Genomic DNA, 20,414 nt, shown 5'->3' on the forward strand with positions numbered 1-20,414 from the left:
AGTGCACCGCACGAAGACCGTGACGTTTGCCTTACTCCGGGCCTGCCGCGCAGCGCGCCGGCACCCGCCGCCCGCCGGCTATAGCGCGCTGGCCGGCCGTACCTGCAGTGTCTGCGCCTGCGCCGCGCAGTCCTCGCCGGGCATGGCGCCCTGCGCCTGCGCGCGGGCGATCTCGCCGCGCGCCGCGTCCAGATCGGCGCGGAACGTCGGGTCGGCATGCAGCCGCGCCACGGTGGCCGCGCCCATCAGGCGGCCGGCCAGCACGTCGCTGTGCCAGTGCACGTTGCACACCAGCCGGCTTTCGCTGTAGCTGCGGCCGCGGAGGATCAAGGCATCGGCACGGTCGGGCGCGATCTCGCTCAGGATCAGCGCCCAGGTCCAGCCGATGGCGCTGTGCCCGGACGGATAGGAGCCGTTGTGGCGCAACTGCTCCTCGTCCTGCGGGGTGCAGCTGGGCTGCTGGTTGAGCATGAACGGCCGCGGCCGCCGGTAGTGGTTTTTGGCCGCCTTGGTCGCGGCGCTGGCGTCGATCCGGCTGCGTTCCAGCAAGGCGTACAGGTGCGGGGTGCGCTGCGCATCGATGGCCACGCCCAGTGCGCAGGCGAAATGGCCGGCGCCGGCCGGGAAGCTCAGATCGGCATCGCGCGTGGCCTGCTGCCAGCGCGCGCTGCCGCGCATGGCCAGCGCCTCGCGGTTGACCGCCAGGTCCAGCGCCTGCCCAGGCGAACCCTCGGCCGGTGGTGGCGGCAGCAGCTGCAGGCTGGCCGGGATCGCGGCCGGGGCCAGATAGCCGCTCGCCTTGCCCGCCGCCGCTGCGGCCGTCGCCGGTGCCGGTGTCGATGTCGATGTCGATGTCGAAGCCGGCAGGGTGTGGGTCGCCAGCGTGCTGCACGCGGCGAGCGCGGCCGTCAGCAGGACCAGCGCGGCAGGACGCAAACGCAAGGCGGGGAATGCGGACATCTGGTCTCGGGCGGGCGAGGACGGGGCGGCCAGTGTATGGCCGGCGCTGCGGCGCGGCAGCAGTGGCGGCGTAGCGGCGTGCGGTCGCACGAAGGAGTGGCCTGCAGCGCTCCTTCTTTTCCCGGGCAGCGTCACTGTTGGCGCCCCTGGGTGGCCCGGGGCGATCCGTCTCGACAGGCGTTACCGGGAACGCCCGTCGTGGCCGACGTCGCTCCCACACCATCCCGAACACCTGCGTTGCGACGCGTCAGTCAGGCCCTGCGGGGTCACCATCGGGCGTACCGAATCGGATCATGCCGATCGCCAGTGGCGCGCGCTGCGGCGCGACTGAAAAACGCCGGCCTGTGGCGCCAGCCTCAACCCCGGTCGCGCTCCGGTCGCGGCGGGAAGCGCAACACCAGGCCGCGCGGCACCGATGGCGGTTGCCACAGCACCGGTACCTGTGCCGGCGGCGGCGGTTCCAGCGTTTCGTCCACCGGCGCCAGCGTCTCCCCGTCCTCGTCTTCCCAGCTGTAGCGCTTGCGCAGCGGCAGCGGGTCGCGGTGGCGCAGCAGCAGGGCCGCGACCGCGCCGCCCAGCGCGCCGCCCAGGTGCGACTGCCAGGACACGCCGGCCTCGTGCGGCAGCACCGACACCAGCATGCCGCCGTAGAACAGGAAGGCGATCATGCTGGCGGCGATCGCGGCGCAGTCGCGGCGCAGCAGGCCGAGCACGAACACCAGGAACAGCAGGCCGTGGGTGACGCCGCTGGCGCCCAGATGATGGCTGCCGGGTTCGCCCAGCAGCCACGCGCCCAGGCCCGACCCCAGCCACAGCAGCGGCAGCGCGGCCAGGGTGGCGCGCGGATACACGCTGCCGGCCAGCGTGCCCAGGATCAGCAGCGCGCCGGCGTTGGCGGCCAGGTGTTGCAGCGAACCGTGCAGCAGCGGCGCGGTCAGCACGCCGAGCAGGCCGCCGGCGTGCCGCGGTCCCACCGACCAGGGCCGCCAGTCGAACAGGCCCTGGCTGGCGAACACCGCCACCAGCAACGCGACCAGCGCCAGGCTGGCGTTGAAGGCGCGCAGCAGCCGTGTCCGGTCGAAGCGGTCCTGCGCCTGCGCAGCGTCGGCAGGCGGGGGCGAGGGAAGCGAAGAGGTGTCCATGCTCCCTGGATGGCGACGGCCGGCGCCCGGGGCAAGGTGCCGCCGCTGGGAGGGACTGGCCGCAGCCGCGGGACAATCCCGCGGCCATGGTCGTGCCGGTTGCCCGTGCCTCAGTGCGCCGGCTTGGCCGGGCGCAGCAGGCTCAGTGCCACCGTCGCGCCGATGATCACCGCAACCGCCAGCAGCGAGACCAGCACCGGGATCTTGTACAGGTCGATGATCAGCATCTTGGTGCCGATGAACACCAGCACGATCGCCAGCCCGTACGGCAGCAGGTGGAAGCGGTCGGCCATGCCCGCCAGCAGGAAGAACATCGCGCGCAGGCCCAGCACCGCGAACACGTTGGAGGTCAGCACCAGGAACGGATCGGTGGTGATCGCGAAGATCGCCGGGATGCTGTCCACCGCGAAGATCACGTCGGTGATGGCGATCAGCATCAGCACCGCGAACAGCGGGGTGTACCAGCGCTTGCCTTCCTGCATCACGCTGAGCGCGTTGCCGTGGTACTGCGGGGTCAGGCGCAGGTGCTTGCGCATGAAGCGCAGCACCGGGTTGGCTTCCAGGTCCGGCTCCTTGCCCGCCGAGAACCACATCTTGATGCCGGTCAGCAGCAGGAACGCGCCGAACACGTACAGCAGCCAGTGGAACTTGGTCAGCAGCACCGAGCCGGCGAAGATCATGATCGCGCGCAGCACGATCGCGCCGAGCACGCCGATCACCAGCACGCGCTGGCGCTGCTCCTCCGGCACCGCGAAGTAGCTCATGATCATCAGGAACACGAAGATGTTGTCGACCGCCAGCGACTTCTCCACCAGGTAGCCGGTCAGGAACTCCAGCCCGTACTGGTTGCCGGTGGCCACGTCGATGGTTTCGCGCAGGTACCACCACAGGCCGGCGTTGAAGGCCAGCGCCAGCCCGATCCAGCCCAGGCTCCACCACAGCGCTTCCTTGAAGCTGACCTTGTGCGCACCGCCGTGGCGCATCAGCACCAGATCTGCCAGCAGCGCCGCGATCACCACGATCGCAAAACCGCTCCACAACCACACGTTGCCTATCGTTTGCATGGGGAATTCCCGTCAGTGAAGAATGAACCTCGGGCCGCGGCGGCGAGGTGTCCTGGACGGAAACGATGGGTTCGTTCCAGGGAATGCCTTCGCCACTGCGGCGAAGGTCTCGCTCGCAGCCGATGGTCCGGCTACCGTTGCACCGGAGCCTGCTGGCTCGAATTGACGGCGACAACGTTGGGAGCTACTCCCCTTCTGCGTCCATTCTTGCGGCTGGCGGCGGTGGCGTCAATCCGGGCGGATACAATGGCCTTCATGAATACTCCCCTGCCCGTAGTCCGCCTCAAAAACGCCTGGCGCTCCAGCCATCCGTGGATCTTCCAGAAACTGGTCGAAAAACCCGCCGCCAAGCCCAAGCCGGGCACGCTCGTCGATGTGGTCGGCGTGGACGGGGAGTGGATCGGCCGCGGGTTCTACAACGGCCATTCGCGCATCGCCGTGCGCATCCTGGAGAACGATCCGCAGGTCGCGGTCGACGAAGCCTGGTTCGCGCACACGATCGCCGAGGCGACGTCGTTGCGCCGTGACGTGCTCAAGCTGGACGCGGTGTCCGACGCCTGGCGCGTGGTGCATGCCGAAGGCGATGGCCTGTCCGGGCTGGTGGTGGACCGCTACGGCGACCTGCTGGTGGTGGAGTTCTTCAGCGCCGGCATGTTCCGCTACCGCGAGTGGATCTACGCCGCGCTGCGCACCCAGTTCCCCGGCGCGCGCTTCTACAGCTTCGCCGAGGAGCACGTGCAGAAGCAGGAGAGCTTCGACTACCGCCCGGTGTCCAGCAGCGGCGAGCGCCCGGAGCCGGCGATCATCAGCGAATACGGCGTGCGCTTCCGCGCCGATCCGGCCGGCGCGCACAAGACCGGCTTCTTCGCCGACCAGCGCGAGAACCGGCAGTGGCTGAGCCAGCAGGTGGCCGGCAAGCGCGTGCTCGACCTGTGCTGCAACACCGGCGGCTTCGCCGTGTACGCCAAGGTGCGCGGTGCCGAGGAGGTGGTCGGGGTGGACATCGACGAGGACGTGATCGAGATCGCCAAGGGCAACGCCAAGCTCAACGACGTGCGGCTCAAGCTGGTGCAGGCCGACATCTTCCCGTACCTGCGCGATGCCGCCGCGCGCGGCGACCGCTACGACGTGGTGATCCTGGACCCGGCCAAGATGACCCGCGACCGCGACCAGGTGATCCCGGCGCTGAAGAAGTATCTGGACATGAACAAGCTGGCGCTGGGCGTGGTCGCGCCCGGCGGCCTGTTCGCCACGTTCTCCTGCACCGGGCTGGTCGCCGAGCACGAGTTCCTGGACATGCTGCGCCGCGCCGCGTATTTCTCCGGCCGCACCATCCAGATCCTGAAGGTGGCCGGCGCCGGCGCCGACCACCCGTTCATGGCCCACGTGCAGGAATCGCGCTATCTGAAAGCGGTGTTCTGCCGCGTGCTGAACTGAGCCGGCGCCGCGCGCCGGCGTTCGCCGCGCGCCGCGCGTCCTGCTGACGCGCCGCCGGTGCTGGTGCCGACCGGCATCTGCACAGTCCCGTGCGCTGGGTCGGCCGCGCTCACATCCCTGCGCGTACCGCCATGCAGCGCACGCTTCACGCGTTTGCGATCCGGCAACGCGCTGCACGCATTTGTCTACGGCACGCGGCGAGGTGCGCAATGGCAACGGCGCTGGTCCATCGCGGAGCGCATGCAGTGCGCAATGCCGACGCTGATAACGGTTAAATCGTGGTCTGCATCCCAACAGATGTCCGCACCACGTAGCTTTGTTGCGCCGCATGGTGACAAACCTTGGCACACGGGATTAGGTTTGCGGCGTCGGCTGATAGCGCTATCACTCTCGGCCATGCGCCGGGATCTGGGGTTGTCGTCTCACGCGCCGCGGCGGCAGCGCCTCACGCATTTCGATTCGGGTTCGAGTATCGGCATTCGCTGTAGCGGTCGGCTTGGTCAGCGTCCGGGTTGGAAACGGGCATGCGATGGTGCCCGGCGCCCTTCGGGGGAAGGCGCGATCCATCCATCGATCGAGACGTAGGGATCACATGCAGACATGCAGTGATGCGTGTCACCCACCAGGGACCGCTTCGACGTTGGCATGCGCCGCGCCGCACGCCGCAGACGGCGTTGTCCGTCCGACTCCAGCACCGAGGACATTCTGATGCGTCAGCAGTTGAAGAAGTTCCGCTCCAAGGCCATGTTCACCTTCGTCGGCGGAGTGCTGGTGATCAATCCGGCGTTCGCCCAGCAGGCGCCGGCCCAGGCGCAAACCCAGGCGCAGACCCGCCAGCAGCAATCCTCTGCCGACGCCACCACGCTGGACACGGTCAGCGTCACCGGCATCCGCAACAGCCTCAACCAGTCGATGGGGATCAAGCGCGACAACACCGGCGTGGTCGATGCGATCAGCGCCGAGGACATCGGCAAGTTTCCCGACACCAACCTGGCCGAGTCGCTGCAGCGCATCACCGGCATCTCGATCGAGCGCCGCGACGGCGAAGGCGCGCAGGTCACCGCGCGCGGGTTCGGTCCGCAGTTCAATGCGGTCACCCTCAACGGCCGGGTGATTCCCGGCGCCGATGCGTTCGGTGCGCCGGGCGCGGTGCCCAGCGGCGGCGTGGACGGCGGCACCCGCGCGTTCAACTTCGCCCAGCTCGCCTCCGAGGCGATCACCGGCATCGAGGTGTACAAGACCAGCCGCGCCAATGCGCCCAGCGGCGGCATCGGCGCCACCATCAACATCCTCACCGACCGTCCGTTCAACCACAAAGGCCTGGTCGCCAGCGCCGGCGTCAAGGCCGCGTACGACGACTCGCAGCCGTTCGACAACAAGCTCACGCCGGAAGTGTCCGGCATCTTCAGCTACACCAACCCGGACAAGACCTGGGGCATCGGCCTGAGCGGCAGCTACCAGAAGCGCCGCGGCGGTTCGGTGCAGGCGACCGAGAACGGTTGGAACATCCAGCGCTGGACCGGGACCGATCCGGCGCTGCGCCCGGACGCCAACGTGCAGAACGCGCCGGCGATCGGCCAGCTCTACGGCATGCCCAACGACCTGCGCTACGCCTTCGCCGACTTCGAACGCGAGCGGCTCAACGGCCAGGCCGTGGTGCAGTTCGCGCCCACCGACAGCCTGACCCTGACCCTGGACTACACCTACTCCAGCAACGAGATCCGCGAGGACCGCGGCGAGCAGGGCATCTGGCTGCAGCGCGCCAACAGCTTCACCGACCTGGTGTTCGACACTGGGCAGGCAGTGGCCACGCCGGTGTATCTGCGCGACGTGCCCAACGGCGCCAAGGACTTCGGCATGGAGCAGCAGCGCAACATGCAGAAGTACAAGCTCGGCTCGCTCGGCTTCAATGCCGACTGGCAGGCCACCGACCGCCTGCGCCTGACCTTCGACGCGCACAACTCCAAGACCCAGAGCCTGCCCAACGATCCGGTCACCGGCGGCAGCGCCACGCATTTCAGCCTGGCCGGCACCAACAATTGCAGCGGCGGCACCCAGTGCGGCGGGCAGTGGGCGCAGGAACTCTTTTTCAACAACGGCCTGCCGATCGGTGCGCGCACCTGGTATCCGAGCGCGGCCGATTCCATCGCCGGCACCAACGGCCTGCGCAACCAGGACTTCTCCGCGGCCGAGCTCGGCTCGCAGGTGCTGCGCATCTTTTACCAGAGCCAGGTGACCGAGGTGAAGGAAGGGCGCGTCGATGGCCAGTTCGACTTCGACAACGGCCGCTTCCAGTTCGGCGTGGACAGTGCCAAGACCACCATGCACCGGCGCATCAGCGACACCAATTCGCCGCTGGGCGATTGGAGCGTGGCCAATGCCGGCAACGAGCCGGGCATGATCGATCTGCTGCAGCCGGTCGGCATCACCGGCATGTTTAACGACTTCAACGCTTCCGGCGCCGCGCCGGGCGCCTGGCGCGGCAATGCCGACCAGCTGGCGCTGTGGGGCGGCAATACCTACGGCGCGACCACGCGCTACAACCCGCAGTTCAGCTCCGACAACCAGGTGCAGGAGAAGACGCGCGCCGCCTACATGCAGCTGGAGTTCGACGGCGAACTCGGTGGCATGACCACCAATACCCGCATCGGCGTGCGCTACGAGAAGACCGACGTGGTCTCCACCTCGCAGGTGGCGATCCCGACTGCGCTGGAGTGGCAGGCCAATAACGATTTCCTGTTGCTGCGTTCCGCCGAACTGCAACCGTTCAGCGAAAAGCACAGCTACAGCCATGTGCTGCCGAACCTGGATTTCAGCATCAACCTCACCGACACGCTGAAAGGCCGGGCCTCGTTCGGGCAGAGCATCGCGCGGGCGCCGTACACCAACCTGATCGCCGGACCGAATCCGGGCACGCCGACCGGCTCGATCCTGATCAACCCGTCCACGCGCGCGTCCGGCGCTGCGGAGAACCCGAGCCTGGATCCGCTGGAATCGAACAACCTGGACCTGGCGCTGGAGTGGTACTTCGCCGACGCCAGCTATGTCTCGCTGACGTTCTGGGACAAGCGCGTGTCCAATTTCATCGGCACCAGCGTCACCCGCGAAAACCTGTACGGCCTGACCGATCCGACCTCCGGACCGGACGCGCAGACGGCGCTGGCGTTCCTGCAGAGCGCGGCCTGCGCCGCGCAGGTCGGCGCCGCCGGCAACGACGTAGCGGGGGCATGCTCGGCCAACGACACCTCGTTGTTCTCGGCGGTGGCGATGCTGCGCAACGCCGCGGCCACCGGCGGGCTGGGCGCCTACAACGGCAGCTCGGCGCAGACCCTGGCGCTGGAAAACGCCTACGACCTGGTCGGCGCGGCGAACGATCCGCTGTACCAGTTCGACGTGTCGCGCCCGATCAACCAGAACAAGGCCAAGATCCACGGCTGGGAACTGGGCGGTCAGTACTTCCTGGGCGATACCGGCCTCGGCGTGTACGCCAACTACACCATCGTCAAGGGCGATGTCGGCTTCGACAACACGGTGCTGGACCGCGACCAGTTCGCGCTGCTCGGCCTCAGCGACACCGCCAATGTCATGCTGATGTACGAGAAGTACGGCTGGAGCGCGCGCCTGGCCTGGAACTGGCGCGACCAATACCTGATCGCGGCCAACCAGAACGGGTCCAGCCGCAACCCGTACTACGTCGAGCCGTACCAGCAGCTGGACCTGAGCGTCAGCTACGCCATCACCGATAACCTGTCTGTAGGTTTCGAGGCGATCAACCTCACCAGCGAGGACGTGCGCTGGCACGGGCGCTCGGAGAAGCAGGTGATCAAGGTGATCGACCAGAGTCCGCGCTACACGCTGGGCGTGCGCTACACCTTTTGAGCACGGCAGCGCCCCCACGCCGCAGCGCGTCTTGCGGGCGCGGCGCTTTGCTGCAATGGTCGCCTGGCGCGGCGCCCGTCCCGTTCCGCCACCGACCCGCTGGAGTGCAGATGGCCCGCTACGCATTGCTCAACAACGTCGCCCACCAGGACCTGCGCGTGATCCTGCGCTTCGGTCCGGAATTCGGCGACGCCACCGGCGTGGTGCAGGCGTTCCCGACCGAATACGCCGAGTTGCAGCGCGAGTATCCGATCCTGCTGCGCAAGGCAGCGGACGGCGGCTTCCAGTCGGTGGCGTTGCTGGGCTTCGAACAGCAGGAAAATCTGTTCCTGCAGGACGCGCGCTGGAATGCGGCCTATCTGCCGGGCATCGTCGCCAAGGGGCCGTTCCTGATCGGCTTCCAGGAACAGCACGAGGACGGCGTGCTGCGCCGCGAACCGGTGATCCACGTCGATCTGGACCACCCGCGGGTCAGCTTCAGCGAAGGCGAGCGGGTGTTCCTGCCGCAGGGCGGGCACAGCCCGTACCTGGAGCACATCATCACCGTGTTGCGCGGCATCCGCGATGGCGTGGAAGGCGGCAACGCCATGTTCGCCGCGTTCGATGCGTTGGGCCTGATCCAGCCGCTGCGCATCGACGTGCAACTCGGGCAGGCGCACAACGTGCATCTGGCCGGCCTGTACGCCATCGACCGCGAGCGGCTGGCGGCGCTGGATGCGCCGTCGCTGCATGGGCTGCACCGCGCCGGGTATCTTGAAGGCGCCTACCTGCTGCTGGCGTCGCTGCACAACCTGCGCCGGCTGATGGCCGAGAAACAGCGCCGCCTGCAGCACGCCGGCGTGGACGCGGTCGCCTCCGGGCAGGCGGCCTGAGCGGCGTGCCGGCGCTGGCGCCGATTGCCGAGCGCAGCGACTGCCAGGCCGGCGCGTTGCCGCTGGCCGACCTGCTCGCCGCTGGGGAACCGGTGGTATTGCGTGGCCTGGTGCGCGACTGGGCGCTGGTCCAGGCCGGCTTGCGCGGCAGCGGCGCGGCGATGGACCTGTTGCGCGGACACAGCAACGGCCGCCCGCTGCAATACTCCTACGGTGCGCCGGAGATCGCCGGCCGTCCGTTCTACAACGACGATTTCACCGCGTTGAATTTCGAGGTGCGGCGCGGCGATCTGCACGGCCTGCTGGACGCCATCGCCGCGCACCTGGACGACCCGCGCCCGCCCGCCTATTACCTGGCCTCGCTGCCGGTGGACGACAGCCTGCCGGGGTTCCGCGCCGGCAACGACGTGGACTTCGCCGCGCACGCCATTCCGGCGCGGCCGAGCATCTGGATCGGCAATCGCATCACCGCGTCCTGCCATTACGACGTGCCGAACAACCTGGCCTGCTGCGCGGTCGGCCGGCGCCGCTTCACCGTGTTCCCGCCGGAGCAGATCGCCAATCTCTATCCCGGCCCGCTGGAGCCGACGCCGGGCGGGCAGGCGATCAGCGTGGTGGATTTCGCCGCGCCGGATGTCGTGCGCTACCCGCGCTTTGGCGATGCGCTGGCGCACGGCCGCAGCGCGCTGCTGGAACCCGGCGATGCGCTGTTCCTGCCCGGCCTGTGGTGGCATCACGTGCAAGGGCTGGAGGCGTTCAACGTGCTGGTCAACTACTGGTGGAGCAGCGCGCCGGCCCATCTGCCGGCGCCGATGCAGGCGCTGTATCACGCGCTGTGGGCGATCCGCGACCGGCCCGAGGCGGAGAAGGCGGCGTGGCGGGCCATCTTCGACTACTACGTGTTCGGCCCGGCCGAGCGCGCCGGCGCGCACCTGCCGGCGTCGGCGCGGCACCTGCTCGGACCGATCGACGACACGCAGGCGCGGCAGCTGCGCGCGATGCTGCTGTCCAAGCTCAACCGCTGACGCCGCCATTCACGACTGCAGGAGAGACGAGGCAATGGTCCAGATACGCAAGGTGGTGATCGCGGGCGGCGGCACGGCGGGCTGGATCGCCGCCTGCGCGCTGGCGCACCAGTTCCGCGACCTGCTGGACATCACCCTGATCGAGTCCGAACAGATCGGCACGGTCGGCGTCGGCGAATCCACGGTGCCGCCGATCCGCAGCTTCCACCGTTTCCTGCAGATCGACGAGCAGGAATTCCTGCGCGCCGTGGCCGGCACCTTCAAGCTCTCCATTTCCTTCGAGAACTGGCGCCGGCCCGGCGAGCGCTACATCCACCCATTCGGCCTCACCGGGCAGAGCACGCTGGCCTGCGCGTTCCACCATTTCTGGCTGGAGGCGCAGCGGCGCGGAATGCTCTCCGAACTGGGCGACTACTGCCTGGAAACCGTGGCCTCGCGCCTTGACCGCTTCGCGCTGCAGCAGTCGCTGCCGGTCAACTATGCCTACCATCTCGATGCCGGGCTGTACGCGCGCCTGCTGCGCCGCCACGCCGAACGCTACGGACTCAAGCGCGTGGAAGGCAGGATCCAGCAGGTGCGGCAGCACGCCGAGAGCGGCTGCGTCGAGGCGCTGCTGCTGGAAGACGGCACGCTGATCGAAGGCGACCTGTTCATCGACTGCACCGGTTTCCGCGGCCTGCTGATCGAGCAGACCCTGCACACCGGCTACGAGGATTGGAAGCAGTGGCTGCCGTGCGATCGCGCGGTGGCGGTGCAGACCGAAGCGGTGGCGGCGCCGGTGCCTTACACCCGCGCCATCGCACACGCCGCCGGCTGGCGCTGGCATATCCCGCTGCAGCACCGCGTCGGCTGCGGGCTGGTGTTCTCCAGCGCGCACCTGTCCGACGACGAGGCGCGCGCTAAGCTGCTGCACGACGCCGCCGCGCCGCCGATCAAGGACCCGTGGCTGGTGCCGTTTCGCACCGGCCGCCGGCGCAAGGCCTGGAACAAGAACGTGGTCGCGCTGGGCCTGGCCAGCGGCTTCATCGAACCGCTGGAATCCACCAGCATCCACCTGACCATCGCCGCGGTGATGCGGCTGATCATGCTGTTCCCGAGCGAGGGCATCGCGCCGTCGATGGTGGACCTGTACAACGACGTCAGCCGCGCCGAGATGGAACACGTGCGCGATTTCATCATCCTGCACTACCACGCCAACCAGCGCGACGAACCGATGTGGCGGGCCTGCCGTGAGATGGCGCTGCCCGATTCGTTGCAGCAGCGGCTGCGCGCCTGGCGCGAGCGCGCGCACGCCTGGCAAGGTGCCGACGAACTGTTCCGGGTGGATTCGTGGATCCACGTGCTGCTCGGCCAGGGCATCGTGCCGGCGCAGCACCACCCGCTGGCGCGCGCGCTGCCGGACCAGCAGCTGCAGCAGTTCCTCGACGCGATCCGCCAGCCCATCGACCGCGCGGTGGCGCAGATGCCGTCGCAGCAGGACTTCATCGCGCGCTATTGCAAGGCCGGGCCGGAGGTGTGGGTGGGGCCGGCTTCTGTCGCGGCGCCGGCATGAGTCGCACTACGGTGGGGAGCAACCGTACAGGTAGGAGCCGTGTTGCAGCGCCCGGTGCAGCAGGCACGCCGCATGCATCTGGCTGACCGGCATCGCCCGCAGCAGACCGGAACGATCGACGCGGACGGCGAGCGCTACCCCGATGCGCGCACCTACCCGTCGTGCCGGGTCGCGACAGGCGTGGCATGGCTATGATCGAATCACCGCCCTCTTCGAGGATTGCTGCGCATGAATCTGCACGCCCTGGGTCTTTCCGTAGCGTTGGCGCTGGCCGTGGCGCTGCCGGCGCATGCCGTCGACTTCACGAAAGCGGAACTGGCGCGCGCCACCGTGCTGCAGCAGCGCCTGCTGACGCTGGATTCGCACCTGGACACGCCGGCCAATTTCGAGCGCAGCGACTTCGACATGATGGCCGCGCATGTCGGCAATCGCTTGGCGCAGGTGGACTATCCGCGCATGCTCGCCGGCGCGCTGGACGGCGGCTTCTGGGCGATCTACACCGGCCAGGGCGAGCGCAGCGTGCAGGCGCACCTGGACGATCGCGACGCCGGGCTGCAGCGCCTGATGGCGATCCACGCGCTGCTGGCGGCCTATCCAAAGCAGTTTGGCATGGCCACCACGCCGGCCGATGCGGCGCGGATCAAGGCCGCCGGCAAGCGCGTGATGTACCTGAGCATGGAGAACGCCAGCCCGCTGGTCGCCGATCCCACGCTGCTGCGCTTCTACCACGCGCAAGGCTTGCGGCTGATGAGCACGGTGCATTTCCTCAACAACGAATTCGCCGATTCCGCCACCGACCCGAAGGGGCCGGAATGGCAGGGCCTGAGTCCCGCCGGGCGGGAGCTGGTGCAGCAGGCACAGAAACTCGGCATCGTCATCGACCAGTCGCATGCCTCCGATGCGGTCTTCGATCAGTTGATCGCGCTATCGCCGGTGCCGATTCTGCTTTCGCACAGCGGTGCGCGCGCAGTGCATGCGCATCCGCGCAACATCGACGATGCGCGGCTGAAGGTATTGGCCGCACATGGTGGAGTGATCCAGATGAACTCCTACGGTGGCTACCTGATCGACACCGGCGCCGGCCCCGAGCGCAAGGCCGCCGAGCAGGCGCTGATCGACGGATACGGCGGCTGGGAGCATCTGCTACTGGCCGATGGGCCCAAGCTCGGCGACGCGATGAAGGCGCTGGATGCCAACCATCCGGTGCGCCAGGCGACGCTCGACGACTTCTTCGCGCACCTGCAACACGTGCTGGCGCTGATCGGCCCCGAGCACGTGGGCATCGGCATGGACTGGGACGGCGGTGGCGGCGTGACCGGCATGGAGGACGTCGGCGACCTGCCCAAGATCACCGCCTGGTTGCTGCGCAAGGGCTATAGCGAGCAGCAGATCGCCGCCATCTGGGGCGGCAATGTGTTGCGGGTGATGCAGCAGGCGCAGGACTGGGCCGCCACGCAGGCGCGTGCCGGTTCTTCCTGAGGGCATCGCCGGCGCGCGGTTCAGCGCGCTTATCGCGCCTGCTGATCGGATGGACAGCGCGGCGCGCGGCCCGGCGCCGGGCGATGGCGAACAGACGCCAGCCAGCGTGTCGAACGGCGCAGTGCTGCGCGCGCTGAACCGACGCTGCGGCATCGGCTAGCATCGGGGCCGCCATGAAGATCGTCATTGCCCCGGATTCGTTCAAGGAAAGCCTGTCCGCGCTGGAGGCGGCCACGCAGATCGAGGCGGGCTTTCGCGACGTGTTCCCGGCGTGGAACTACCTCAAGGTGCCGGTTGCCGACGGCGGCGAGGGCACGGTCGCGGTGCTGGTCGCGGCCAGTGGCGGGCGCATCGTCGGCCGCACGGTGACCGGGCCGCTGGGTGCGCCGGTCGCGGCCTTCTTCGGCCTCACCGGCGGCGGCCGCACCGGCATCGTCGAGATGGCCGCAGCGAGCGGGCTGGCGCTGCTGCCGCCGGCACGGCGCGATCCGCTCGCCGCCACCAGCTATGGCGTCGGCGAGTTGATCCTGGCCGCGCTGGATGCCGGCGCACGCCACCTCATCGTCGGCATCGGCGGCAGCGCCAGCAACGATGGCGGCGCCGGCATGGCGCAGGCGCTGGGCGTGCGCCTGTTCGATGCGCAAGGCCGTGCGCTGGACGCCGGCGTGGGCGGCGGCGCGCTGGCGGCGCTGGCGCGGATCGATGCCAGCGCGCTGGACCCGCGGCTACAGGAGTGCACGGTCGAGGTCGCCTGCGATGTCGACAATCCACTGACCGGGCCGACTGGCGCCTCTGCGGTGTTCGGGCCGCAGAAGGGCGCCACGCCGGCTCTGGTCGCCCGCCTCGACGCCAACCTGTGCCACTACGCCAAGGTGATCGAAACCGACCTCGGGATCGCGCTCGCCGGGTTGCGTGGCGGCGGCGCCGGCGGCGGTCTGGGCGCTGCGCTGGTGGCGTTTCTGGGCGCGCGACTGCGCCCAGGCGCGGACATCGTCGCCGAGGCGCTGGGGCTGGACGCGTTAGTGGCCGATGCCGACCTGGTGATCACCGGCGAGGGCCGCCTCGACGGCCAGAGCGTGCATGGCAAGACCCCGCTGGGCGTGGCCCGCATCGCCCAACACCACGGCAAGCCGGTGGTGGCGATCGCCGGCGGCCTGGGTGCCGGCGCCGAACTGCTGCACGCGCACGGCATCGACGCGATGTTCGGTGCGGTGCAACGCGCCTGCACCCTGGAGCAGTCGCTGGCCGAGGCCGCGGCGAACCTGCGCCTGGCGGCCAGGAACGTGGCAGAGGCGATCAGGATCGGGCGCGGCCTGGGACGCTGACCGGAGCGTGGCGCTGCGCGCATGCGGCGTCTGCCGCGTCGTCCGCAAGCCGGGTTCTGACGCGTACCGGCCCAGTGCCGACCAGATGCCCGACTCCCGTGCAACCCATTGCATCGACGCACATGTGCACCAAAGTGGTGCAAATATGGGCCGCGTATGGTGCGCAGCGGGCCTGTTCAGCTACAATTTAACCGATTACAAAAAGGAATTACCTCTCCATGAACACCCAGAACCTACCCGAGCGCGCGCCGCTCAGCCCGAAGTGGCAGTTCCGCTTCGCTTTCTTCGACCGCCACGGCGGGCCGGCCTCGCCCGATTTCAAGGCCGCGTTCAAGGCGCTACCGTCGTTCGGCGACCGCCTGAAGATCAACATGAACTTCTTCGCGTTCTTCTTCGGCTGGATCTATTTCTTCATCCTCGGCCTGTGGCGCAAAGCGATCGTGCTGATCGGCATCTCGCTGTTGATCGGCGTGCTGTCGTTCTTCCTGCCGCGGATGGTCGTCAACGGCCTGGGCGTGGGCTATTCGGTGCTGGTCGGCATGATCGCCAACTACGCCTACTACCTGGAAGTGAAGAAGGGCAGCACCAGCTGGAACCCGTTTGAAGGCATGCGCTGGTGGTAAGCGCGGTGTAACCGGGACTCGGGACTCGGGACCGGGAACCCGGAAAAGCGGCGCGGCGGCGGGTTCGCCTTCTGCTTTTCGTTCTTCCGGGTCCCCGGTCCCGGCTTCAAGCTCCCCATGTCCAGCATGTCAACCGATGGCCGTCGAGGAAGCCCTCGGTCATCGCGCGGTTGTCGAACGGGAACTGCACGACCAAGTCACGCGCGCTGTTCCCCACGCTGCAGCAGGCTGTGGCGGCATCCGTAGAGCAGGTAGGCGACCACGCCGATTGCGTTCCACAGCGCGAACCATTTCTGCGTGGTGTGCGGCAGGCTCCAGAACAGGTACAGGCAACCAATGATCGCCAGTGGCGCGACCACCCAGGCCAGCGGCGTGCGGAACTTGCGCATCCGCTGCGGCTCGCGCACGCGCAGCACCAGCAGGCAGGCGGCCACCGCAATGAACGCAGCCAGGGTGCCGGCGTTGGCCAGCGCGGCGATCTCGTCCAGTCGCGCCACGCCGGCCAGCGCCGCCACCAGGATCGCGGTGAACAGCGTGGTTGCCACCGGCGTGCCGGTACGCGCGCTGACCTTGGACAGGCCGCGCGGCAGCAGCCCGTCGCGCGACATCACGAAGAAGATCCGGCTCTGCCCGTACAGGAATGCCAGCAGCACCGTGGGCAGCGCGATCACCGCGGCCGCGGCGATCAGCGTCGCCGCCTTGCCGTGGCCGAGTTCGCGCAGGATCAGCGCCAGCGGTTCGGCGCTCTGGCCGAACACGGTGTAGCGCATCGCGCCGACCGCGGACAGCGCCACCAGCACGTAGATCAGGGTGCAGCCGACCATCGAGCCGAGGATGCCGATCGCCAGGTCGCGCTCGGGTTTCTTGGTTTCCTCGGCCGCGGTGGAAATCGCGTCGAAGCCGTAGAAGGCGAAGAAGATGATCGCCGCGGCGGCCATCACCCCGCGTTCGACGCCGTCGGTGCCCATCGACTTGGCGAAGCCGAACGGCATGAACGGCTCCATCCGCGCGCTGTCGAAATGCGGCAGCGCGATCACCACGAACACGGTCAGGGCGACGATCTTCAGCACCACCAGCACCGCGTTGACCGTCGCACTGGCCTGGGTGCCGAGCATCAGCATGCCGGCGACGACGAAGGTGATCAGCACCGCCGGCAGGTTGACGAACCCGCCCGGCACATGCGGCCCGGCGGTCAGCCACAGCGGCAGGTCCACGCCCACGCCCTTGAGGAAGCCGACCGCATAGCCGGACCAGCCCACCGCCACCGTGCTGACCACCAGTGAGTACTCCAGGATCAGGCTCCAGCCCACCACCCAGGCGATGCTCTCGCCGAGCGCGATGTAGCTGTAGGTGTAGGCGCTGCCGGCGGCCGGCATCAGCGTCGCCATCTCCGCGTAGGCCAGCGCGGCGCAGGCGCAGATCGCCCCGGCCACCGCGAACGACAGCAGCACGGCCGGGCCGGCCTTGTCGGCGCCGACCCCGATCAGGGTGTAGATGCCGGTGCCGACGATCGCGCCGATGCCCAGCGCCACCAGGTGCGGCCAGCTCAGCGTGGGCACCAGCCGGCGCCCGGCTTCGTGGACGGTGACCAGATCGAGCGACTTGCGCCGGAACAGGAACGACATGCGGGCCTCGGAAAGCGACAGGACAAGCCCGCGAGTGTCGCCCAATGCAGTGCAGCAAAGCTATGCCTGACGGCCCGAGCCGCCGGGCGCGCCGCCGCGGCAGCGGGCGCGGCGCACTGCGGCGGCTACAGCCCGATCCGCTCGGCCAGCCGCACCAATTCGGCGAGCGAGCCGGCCTGCATCTTGCGCATCGCCTGGCCGCGCCGCACCTTCACCGTGATCTCGCTGAGCTGCAGCCGCGCGGCGACCTGCTTGTTGAGCAGGCCCTGCACCACCAGCCGGGTCACCGCCTGCTCGCCCGGGGTCAGCGTCGCCCAGCGCCCGCGCAGCTCGGCCAGCACGGCCTCGCGCTGGCGGCGCTCGCGGTCGCGGGAGATGCCGTGCTGGATCGCGTCGAGCAAGTCCTGGTCGCGGAACGGCTTGGTCAGGAATTCGATCGCGCCGTTCTTCATCGCTTCCACGCTCATCGCGATGTCGCCATGGCCGGTGATGAAGATGGTCGGCAGGTGCAGCCCGGCCTCCAGCAGCTGCCGGTGGAATTCCATGCCGCTCTGCCCGGGCATGCGGATGTCCAGCACCATGCAGCTGGGCGCGTCGGCCAGCGCGTGCTGCAGGAAGGCGTTGCTGGAGCCGAACGCGTGCACCTGCAGGTCCACCGAGGCGAACAGGTCTTCCAGCGCGGCGCGGATCGAGGGATCGTCGTCGATCACATACACCACCGGGCGCTGTTCGGACAGCGGCAGGTTCATTGGCGTGCTCCCGGCGTTGCGATCGGCAGGCACACGCCGAACACCGCGCCGCAGGGGCTGCGCGGCGCGGCCCAGATGCGCCCGCCGCTGGCCTCGACGATGCTGCGGCTGATGCTCAGGCCGATGCCGATGCCGTCGGGCTTGGTGGTCCAGAACGCATCGAACAGGTGCGCCTGCGCCTCGGCCGACAGGCCCACGCCGCCATCTTCGACGGTCAGCCGCAGCGAACGCGCATCCTCCGGTTCGGTGCCGATGCGGATCGTGCGCGCAGCGGCCGGCGTCTGCGCCATCGCCTCCATCGCATTCAACACCAGGTTGACCAGCACCTGCTGGGTCTGCACCCGGTCGGCCAGCACCGGCGGCAGTGCCGGCGCCAGCTCCACCCGAAGCGCGATGGCGTTGCGCTCCAGTTCGCTGCGCGAAAGCGCCAGCACCTCCAGCACGGCGGCATTGAGATCGAACGCGCTCTTGCGCGGCGTCTCGCCCTTGCTGAGGCTGCGGATCCGCGCGATCACCTCGCTGGCGCGGTTGGCGTCGTCGAGGATCCGCTGCAGCGCCGCCTGCGCCCGCTCCAGGTTCGGCGGCTGCTGGCCGAGCCAGCGCTGGCAGGCGTTGCCGCTGGTGACGATGGCGGCCAGCGGCTGGTTGACCTCGTGCGCGATCGAGGCGGTCAGCCCGCCCAGGCTGCGCGCGCGTGCCAGCCGCAGCAGCTGCGCCTGCGCCGCATGCGCGGCGGCCTTGGCGTGTTCCATCTGCACCGCGATGGAGGTGGTCACCCCCACCACCACGATGCTGATGACCGAGTTGATCACCCCCACCCGGTACGCGCCGGCCGAGCTGAGCTGGAAACTGAGCACGATCAGGGCGATGCAGGCGCCGGCCAGCAGCAACATGCCGGCGCGGGTGAGCAGCCGCACCGCGAACAGGATCACCACCGTGTAGAACAACGCCGCGGCCACCCCGTAATCGGTCAGCGTATCGGCGGCGAAGATCGCGCCCAACGCCAGCAGCAGCGCCGCCAGCGCGAGCAGGCGGCGATGCGGCGAGGGCGAGATGAAACAGCGGGTCATCGGCGTCATGGCAGGGGGCGGGTGGTGCGGCGCGGCAGGCGCTTCAGCTTTCGGCGCCAGCGTTCCAGAACGCCTGTTGTACACCGGGTTCGCCTTCCAGGTGCTGGATCACCGTATCCAGCTCCTCGGCGCGCACCGCGGTTGCGTACAGGGTCGCGGCGATTTCCACATCGTGCTGGCCGAACGGATGCTGGTCCACCTCGCGCGCCGGGTAGTGGGCGGCTTCCAGCAGGTCGATCAGCCGCTCGCGCACCTCGCCGTGCACCCCGCGCGCGCAGATCACATAGAACATGTAGGTCGCCTCGATCGAGGATTCCTCCAGCGGCCGGCGGTTGATCCGGTTCACCACCGGGCGCAGCAAGGTGTTGCTGAGCAGCACGAACACCGCCGCCAGCACCGCCTCGGCGACCAGCCCGGCGCCGGCGCAGGCGCCGACCGCGCCCGAGCCCCACAGCGTGGCCGCGGTGTTCAGGCCGGTGACATTCGCGCCTTCCTTCATGATCGCGCCGGCACCGAGGAAGCCGATGCCGGAGACCACGTAGGCCACCACCTGCACTGCGCCCTGGGTGCCGCCATGGATCTCGAACAGGCGGTCGCCGAGCGAGACGAAGATGGCCGCGCCGACCGCGACCAACGTGTTGGTGCGCAGGCCCGCGGTGCGCTGCCGCACCTGCCGCTCGAAGCCGATGACCGCCCCCAGCGCGAAGGCGGTGGACAGGCTGACCAGGGTGTCCAGCAGCGAGGCGAGATTGAACAGGCGCAGCGCTTCCATCAGCGCGGGGACCGGTGGCGGATCGGATGTGTCATCGCAATGCCTGCGGAGATGTCGGGCGACATGGACCGCACATGATGCTGCAGATGCGTGGCAAACGCGCGTCGCAGCGCCGCCGCCGAAGCCGACCACCAGCCCCGCGTCCGCTGCCGCCAGCCCGGCAGCATTGCCACGGCGGGAACGGGCTGGCGCAGGCGCCGCCGCGCCGGCCGCGACAGACGCAGCAGCACGCGCATGCGGTCCTCGCTTGGCAGCAGCGACAGCGCATCGGCGAGCACGCGCCCGGGAAAGCGGGACAGCGCCTTGGCAAACGCACGCACGCCATGCGCGGCGAGCAGCTGGCACAGGATATCGGCGCGGTGCATGGCCACCGCCGCGCGCAGGGCGCGGTGCAGGGCGCGTTGGAAACGGGACGTGTACAGCAGCATGAGAACCTCCTTCCGGCACGCCACCGGAACGCGCGTCTCAGCCCTGTGGGCAGGCAGACGTCTCCGGGGACGGACCGGGCAAGCGTGAAAAGGACAGCGCAGGCGGCAGCGTGGCGATGGCGCCACGCGGATGCGGGTCGGGGTCCATGGCGATCTCCGGATAAGGGCGGAACCTGCGCGGCCGTGCCGTCGGCGACGGCCGCAGGCATTGCAGGCGTGCACGCGGCGGCCGAGGCGGCGGTGCGACAAGCCGCAACGTGCCGCTGCCGGCAGGGGCGGCGGGTTGCACGCAACGCGGTCTTGTCGCGCTGGCCGGCTGCAGCTTCGCGACGGCGCAAAGCTTGGCATACGGGCCTCACCCAGACCAGCATGCACAGGGCGCTTTTTCGTGGCCATGCGCATCGCCCGCATA

The 20,414-nt window shown here is 69.1% G+C and carries 17 protein-coding genes; 9 read left to right on the plus strand and 8 right to left on the minus strand.

Annotation, left to right across the window (positions count from 1 at the left end):
* Nucleotides 1-78: 78 nt before the first annotated feature.
* From E4A48_RS17305 to E4A48_RS17315, 3 genes are all read right to left on the minus strand, one after another.
* Entirely contained in the window at nucleotides 79-960 is an 882-nt protein-coding gene (locus E4A48_RS17305; protein WP_142742853.1) for an acid phosphatase, read from the minus strand.
* Nucleotides 961-1,316: 356 nt separating this feature from the next.
* Nucleotides 1,317-2,102: a rhomboid family intramembrane serine protease gene (locus E4A48_RS17310; RefSeq protein WP_039004808.1), complete on the minus strand. Its 786-nt coding sequence runs from the start codon at nucleotides 2,100-2,102 to the stop codon at nucleotides 1,317-1,319.
* 110 nt (nucleotides 2,103-2,212) lie between these two features.
* Nucleotides 2,213-3,166: a TerC family protein gene (locus tag E4A48_RS17315; protein WP_039004809.1), complete on the minus strand. Its 954-nt coding sequence runs from the start codon at nucleotides 3,164-3,166 to the stop codon at nucleotides 2,213-2,215.
* Between the two features lie 255 nt (nucleotides 3,167-3,421).
* Here E4A48_RS17315 and E4A48_RS17320 point away from each other — a divergent pair, with 255 nt between their 5' ends.
* The 9 genes from E4A48_RS17320 (at nucleotide 3,422) to E4A48_RS17355 (ending at nucleotide 15,358) form a co-directional block, all read left to right on the plus strand.
* Nucleotides 3,422-4,603 carry a class I SAM-dependent rRNA methyltransferase gene (locus tag E4A48_RS17320; RefSeq protein WP_039008642.1) on the plus strand — a complete coding sequence of 394 codons (1,182 nt, stop codon included), beginning with the start codon at nucleotides 3,422-3,424 and terminating at the stop codon, nucleotides 4,601-4,603.
* A 708-nt stretch (nucleotides 4,604-5,311) separates the two neighbouring features.
* Nucleotides 5,312-8,482, plus strand: a complete 3,171-nt coding sequence (locus E4A48_RS17325; protein ID WP_058196679.1) for a TonB-dependent receptor — start codon at nucleotides 5,312-5,314, stop codon at nucleotides 8,480-8,482.
* A 110-nt stretch (nucleotides 8,483-8,592) separates the two neighbouring features.
* Nucleotides 8,593-9,354 (plus strand): SapC family protein, encoded by a 762-nt coding sequence (locus E4A48_RS17330; protein ID WP_058196680.1) that lies wholly within the window; start codon nucleotides 8,593-8,595, stop codon nucleotides 9,352-9,354.
* A 5-nt stretch (nucleotides 9,355-9,359) separates the two neighbouring features.
* The gene (locus tag E4A48_RS17335) at nucleotides 9,360-10,379 is read left to right on the plus strand and encodes a cupin-like domain-containing protein (RefSeq protein WP_142742854.1); all 1,020 of its coding nucleotides are present in this window, start codon (nucleotides 9,360-9,362) and stop codon (nucleotides 10,377-10,379) included.
* Nucleotides 10,380-10,413: 34 nt separating this feature from the next.
* Entirely contained in the window at nucleotides 10,414-11,931 is a 1,518-nt protein-coding gene (locus tag E4A48_RS17340) for a tryptophan halogenase family protein (RefSeq protein WP_142742855.1), read from the plus strand.
* A 39-nt stretch (nucleotides 11,932-11,970) separates the two neighbouring features.
* Nucleotides 11,971-12,126: a hypothetical protein gene (locus E4A48_RS20665; RefSeq protein ID WP_155521955.1), complete on the plus strand. Its 156-nt coding sequence runs from the start codon at nucleotides 11,971-11,973 to the stop codon at nucleotides 12,124-12,126.
* Between the two features lie 33 nt (nucleotides 12,127-12,159).
* A complete protein-coding gene (locus E4A48_RS17345) occupies nucleotides 12,160-13,410 on the plus strand; it encodes a dipeptidase (protein ID WP_142742856.1) in 1,251 nt (416 codons plus the stop codon).
* 173 nt (nucleotides 13,411-13,583) lie between these two features.
* Nucleotides 13,584-14,735, plus strand: a complete 1,152-nt coding sequence (locus tag E4A48_RS17350; RefSeq protein ID WP_039004814.1) for a glycerate kinase — start codon at nucleotides 13,584-13,586, stop codon at nucleotides 14,733-14,735.
* A gap of 218 nt (nucleotides 14,736-14,953) precedes the next feature.
* Entirely contained in the window at nucleotides 14,954-15,358 is a 405-nt protein-coding gene (locus tag E4A48_RS17355; RefSeq protein WP_039004815.1) for a DUF2628 domain-containing protein, read from the plus strand.
* Between the two features lie 197 nt (nucleotides 15,359-15,555).
* Here E4A48_RS17355 and E4A48_RS17360 read toward each other — a convergent pair whose 3' ends face one another.
* From E4A48_RS17360 to E4A48_RS17380, 5 genes are all read right to left on the minus strand, one after another.
* Nucleotides 15,556-16,983, minus strand: a complete 1,428-nt coding sequence (locus E4A48_RS17360) for an amino acid permease (protein WP_039004816.1) — start codon at nucleotides 16,981-16,983, stop codon at nucleotides 15,556-15,558.
* A gap of 125 nt (nucleotides 16,984-17,108) precedes the next feature.
* A complete protein-coding gene (locus E4A48_RS17365) occupies nucleotides 17,109-17,720 on the minus strand; it encodes a response regulator transcription factor (protein ID WP_142743201.1) in 612 nt (203 codons plus the stop codon).
* An 8-nt stretch (nucleotides 17,721-17,728) separates the two neighbouring features.
* On the minus strand, nucleotides 17,729-18,802 hold the full coding sequence (locus tag E4A48_RS17370) for a sensor histidine kinase (RefSeq protein WP_409976382.1): 1,074 nt from the start codon (nucleotides 18,800-18,802) through the stop codon (nucleotides 17,729-17,731).
* 43 nt (nucleotides 18,803-18,845) lie between these two features.
* Entirely contained in the window at nucleotides 18,846-19,574 is a 729-nt protein-coding gene (locus E4A48_RS17375; RefSeq protein ID WP_039004817.1) for an MgtC/SapB family protein, read from the minus strand.
* Nucleotides 19,574-20,002: a hypothetical protein gene (locus E4A48_RS17380; RefSeq protein ID WP_039004818.1), complete on the minus strand. Its 429-nt coding sequence runs from the start codon at nucleotides 20,000-20,002 to the stop codon at nucleotides 19,574-19,576. Before E4A48_RS17380 ends, E4A48_RS17375 begins: the two co-directional genes overlap by 1 nt.
* Nucleotides 20,003-20,414: the final 412 nt, after the last annotated feature.

This window comes from Xanthomonas translucens pv. cerealis (assembly GCF_006838285.1).
GTDB lineage: Bacteria > Pseudomonadota > Gammaproteobacteria > Xanthomonadales > Xanthomonadaceae > Xanthomonas_A > Xanthomonas_A cerealis.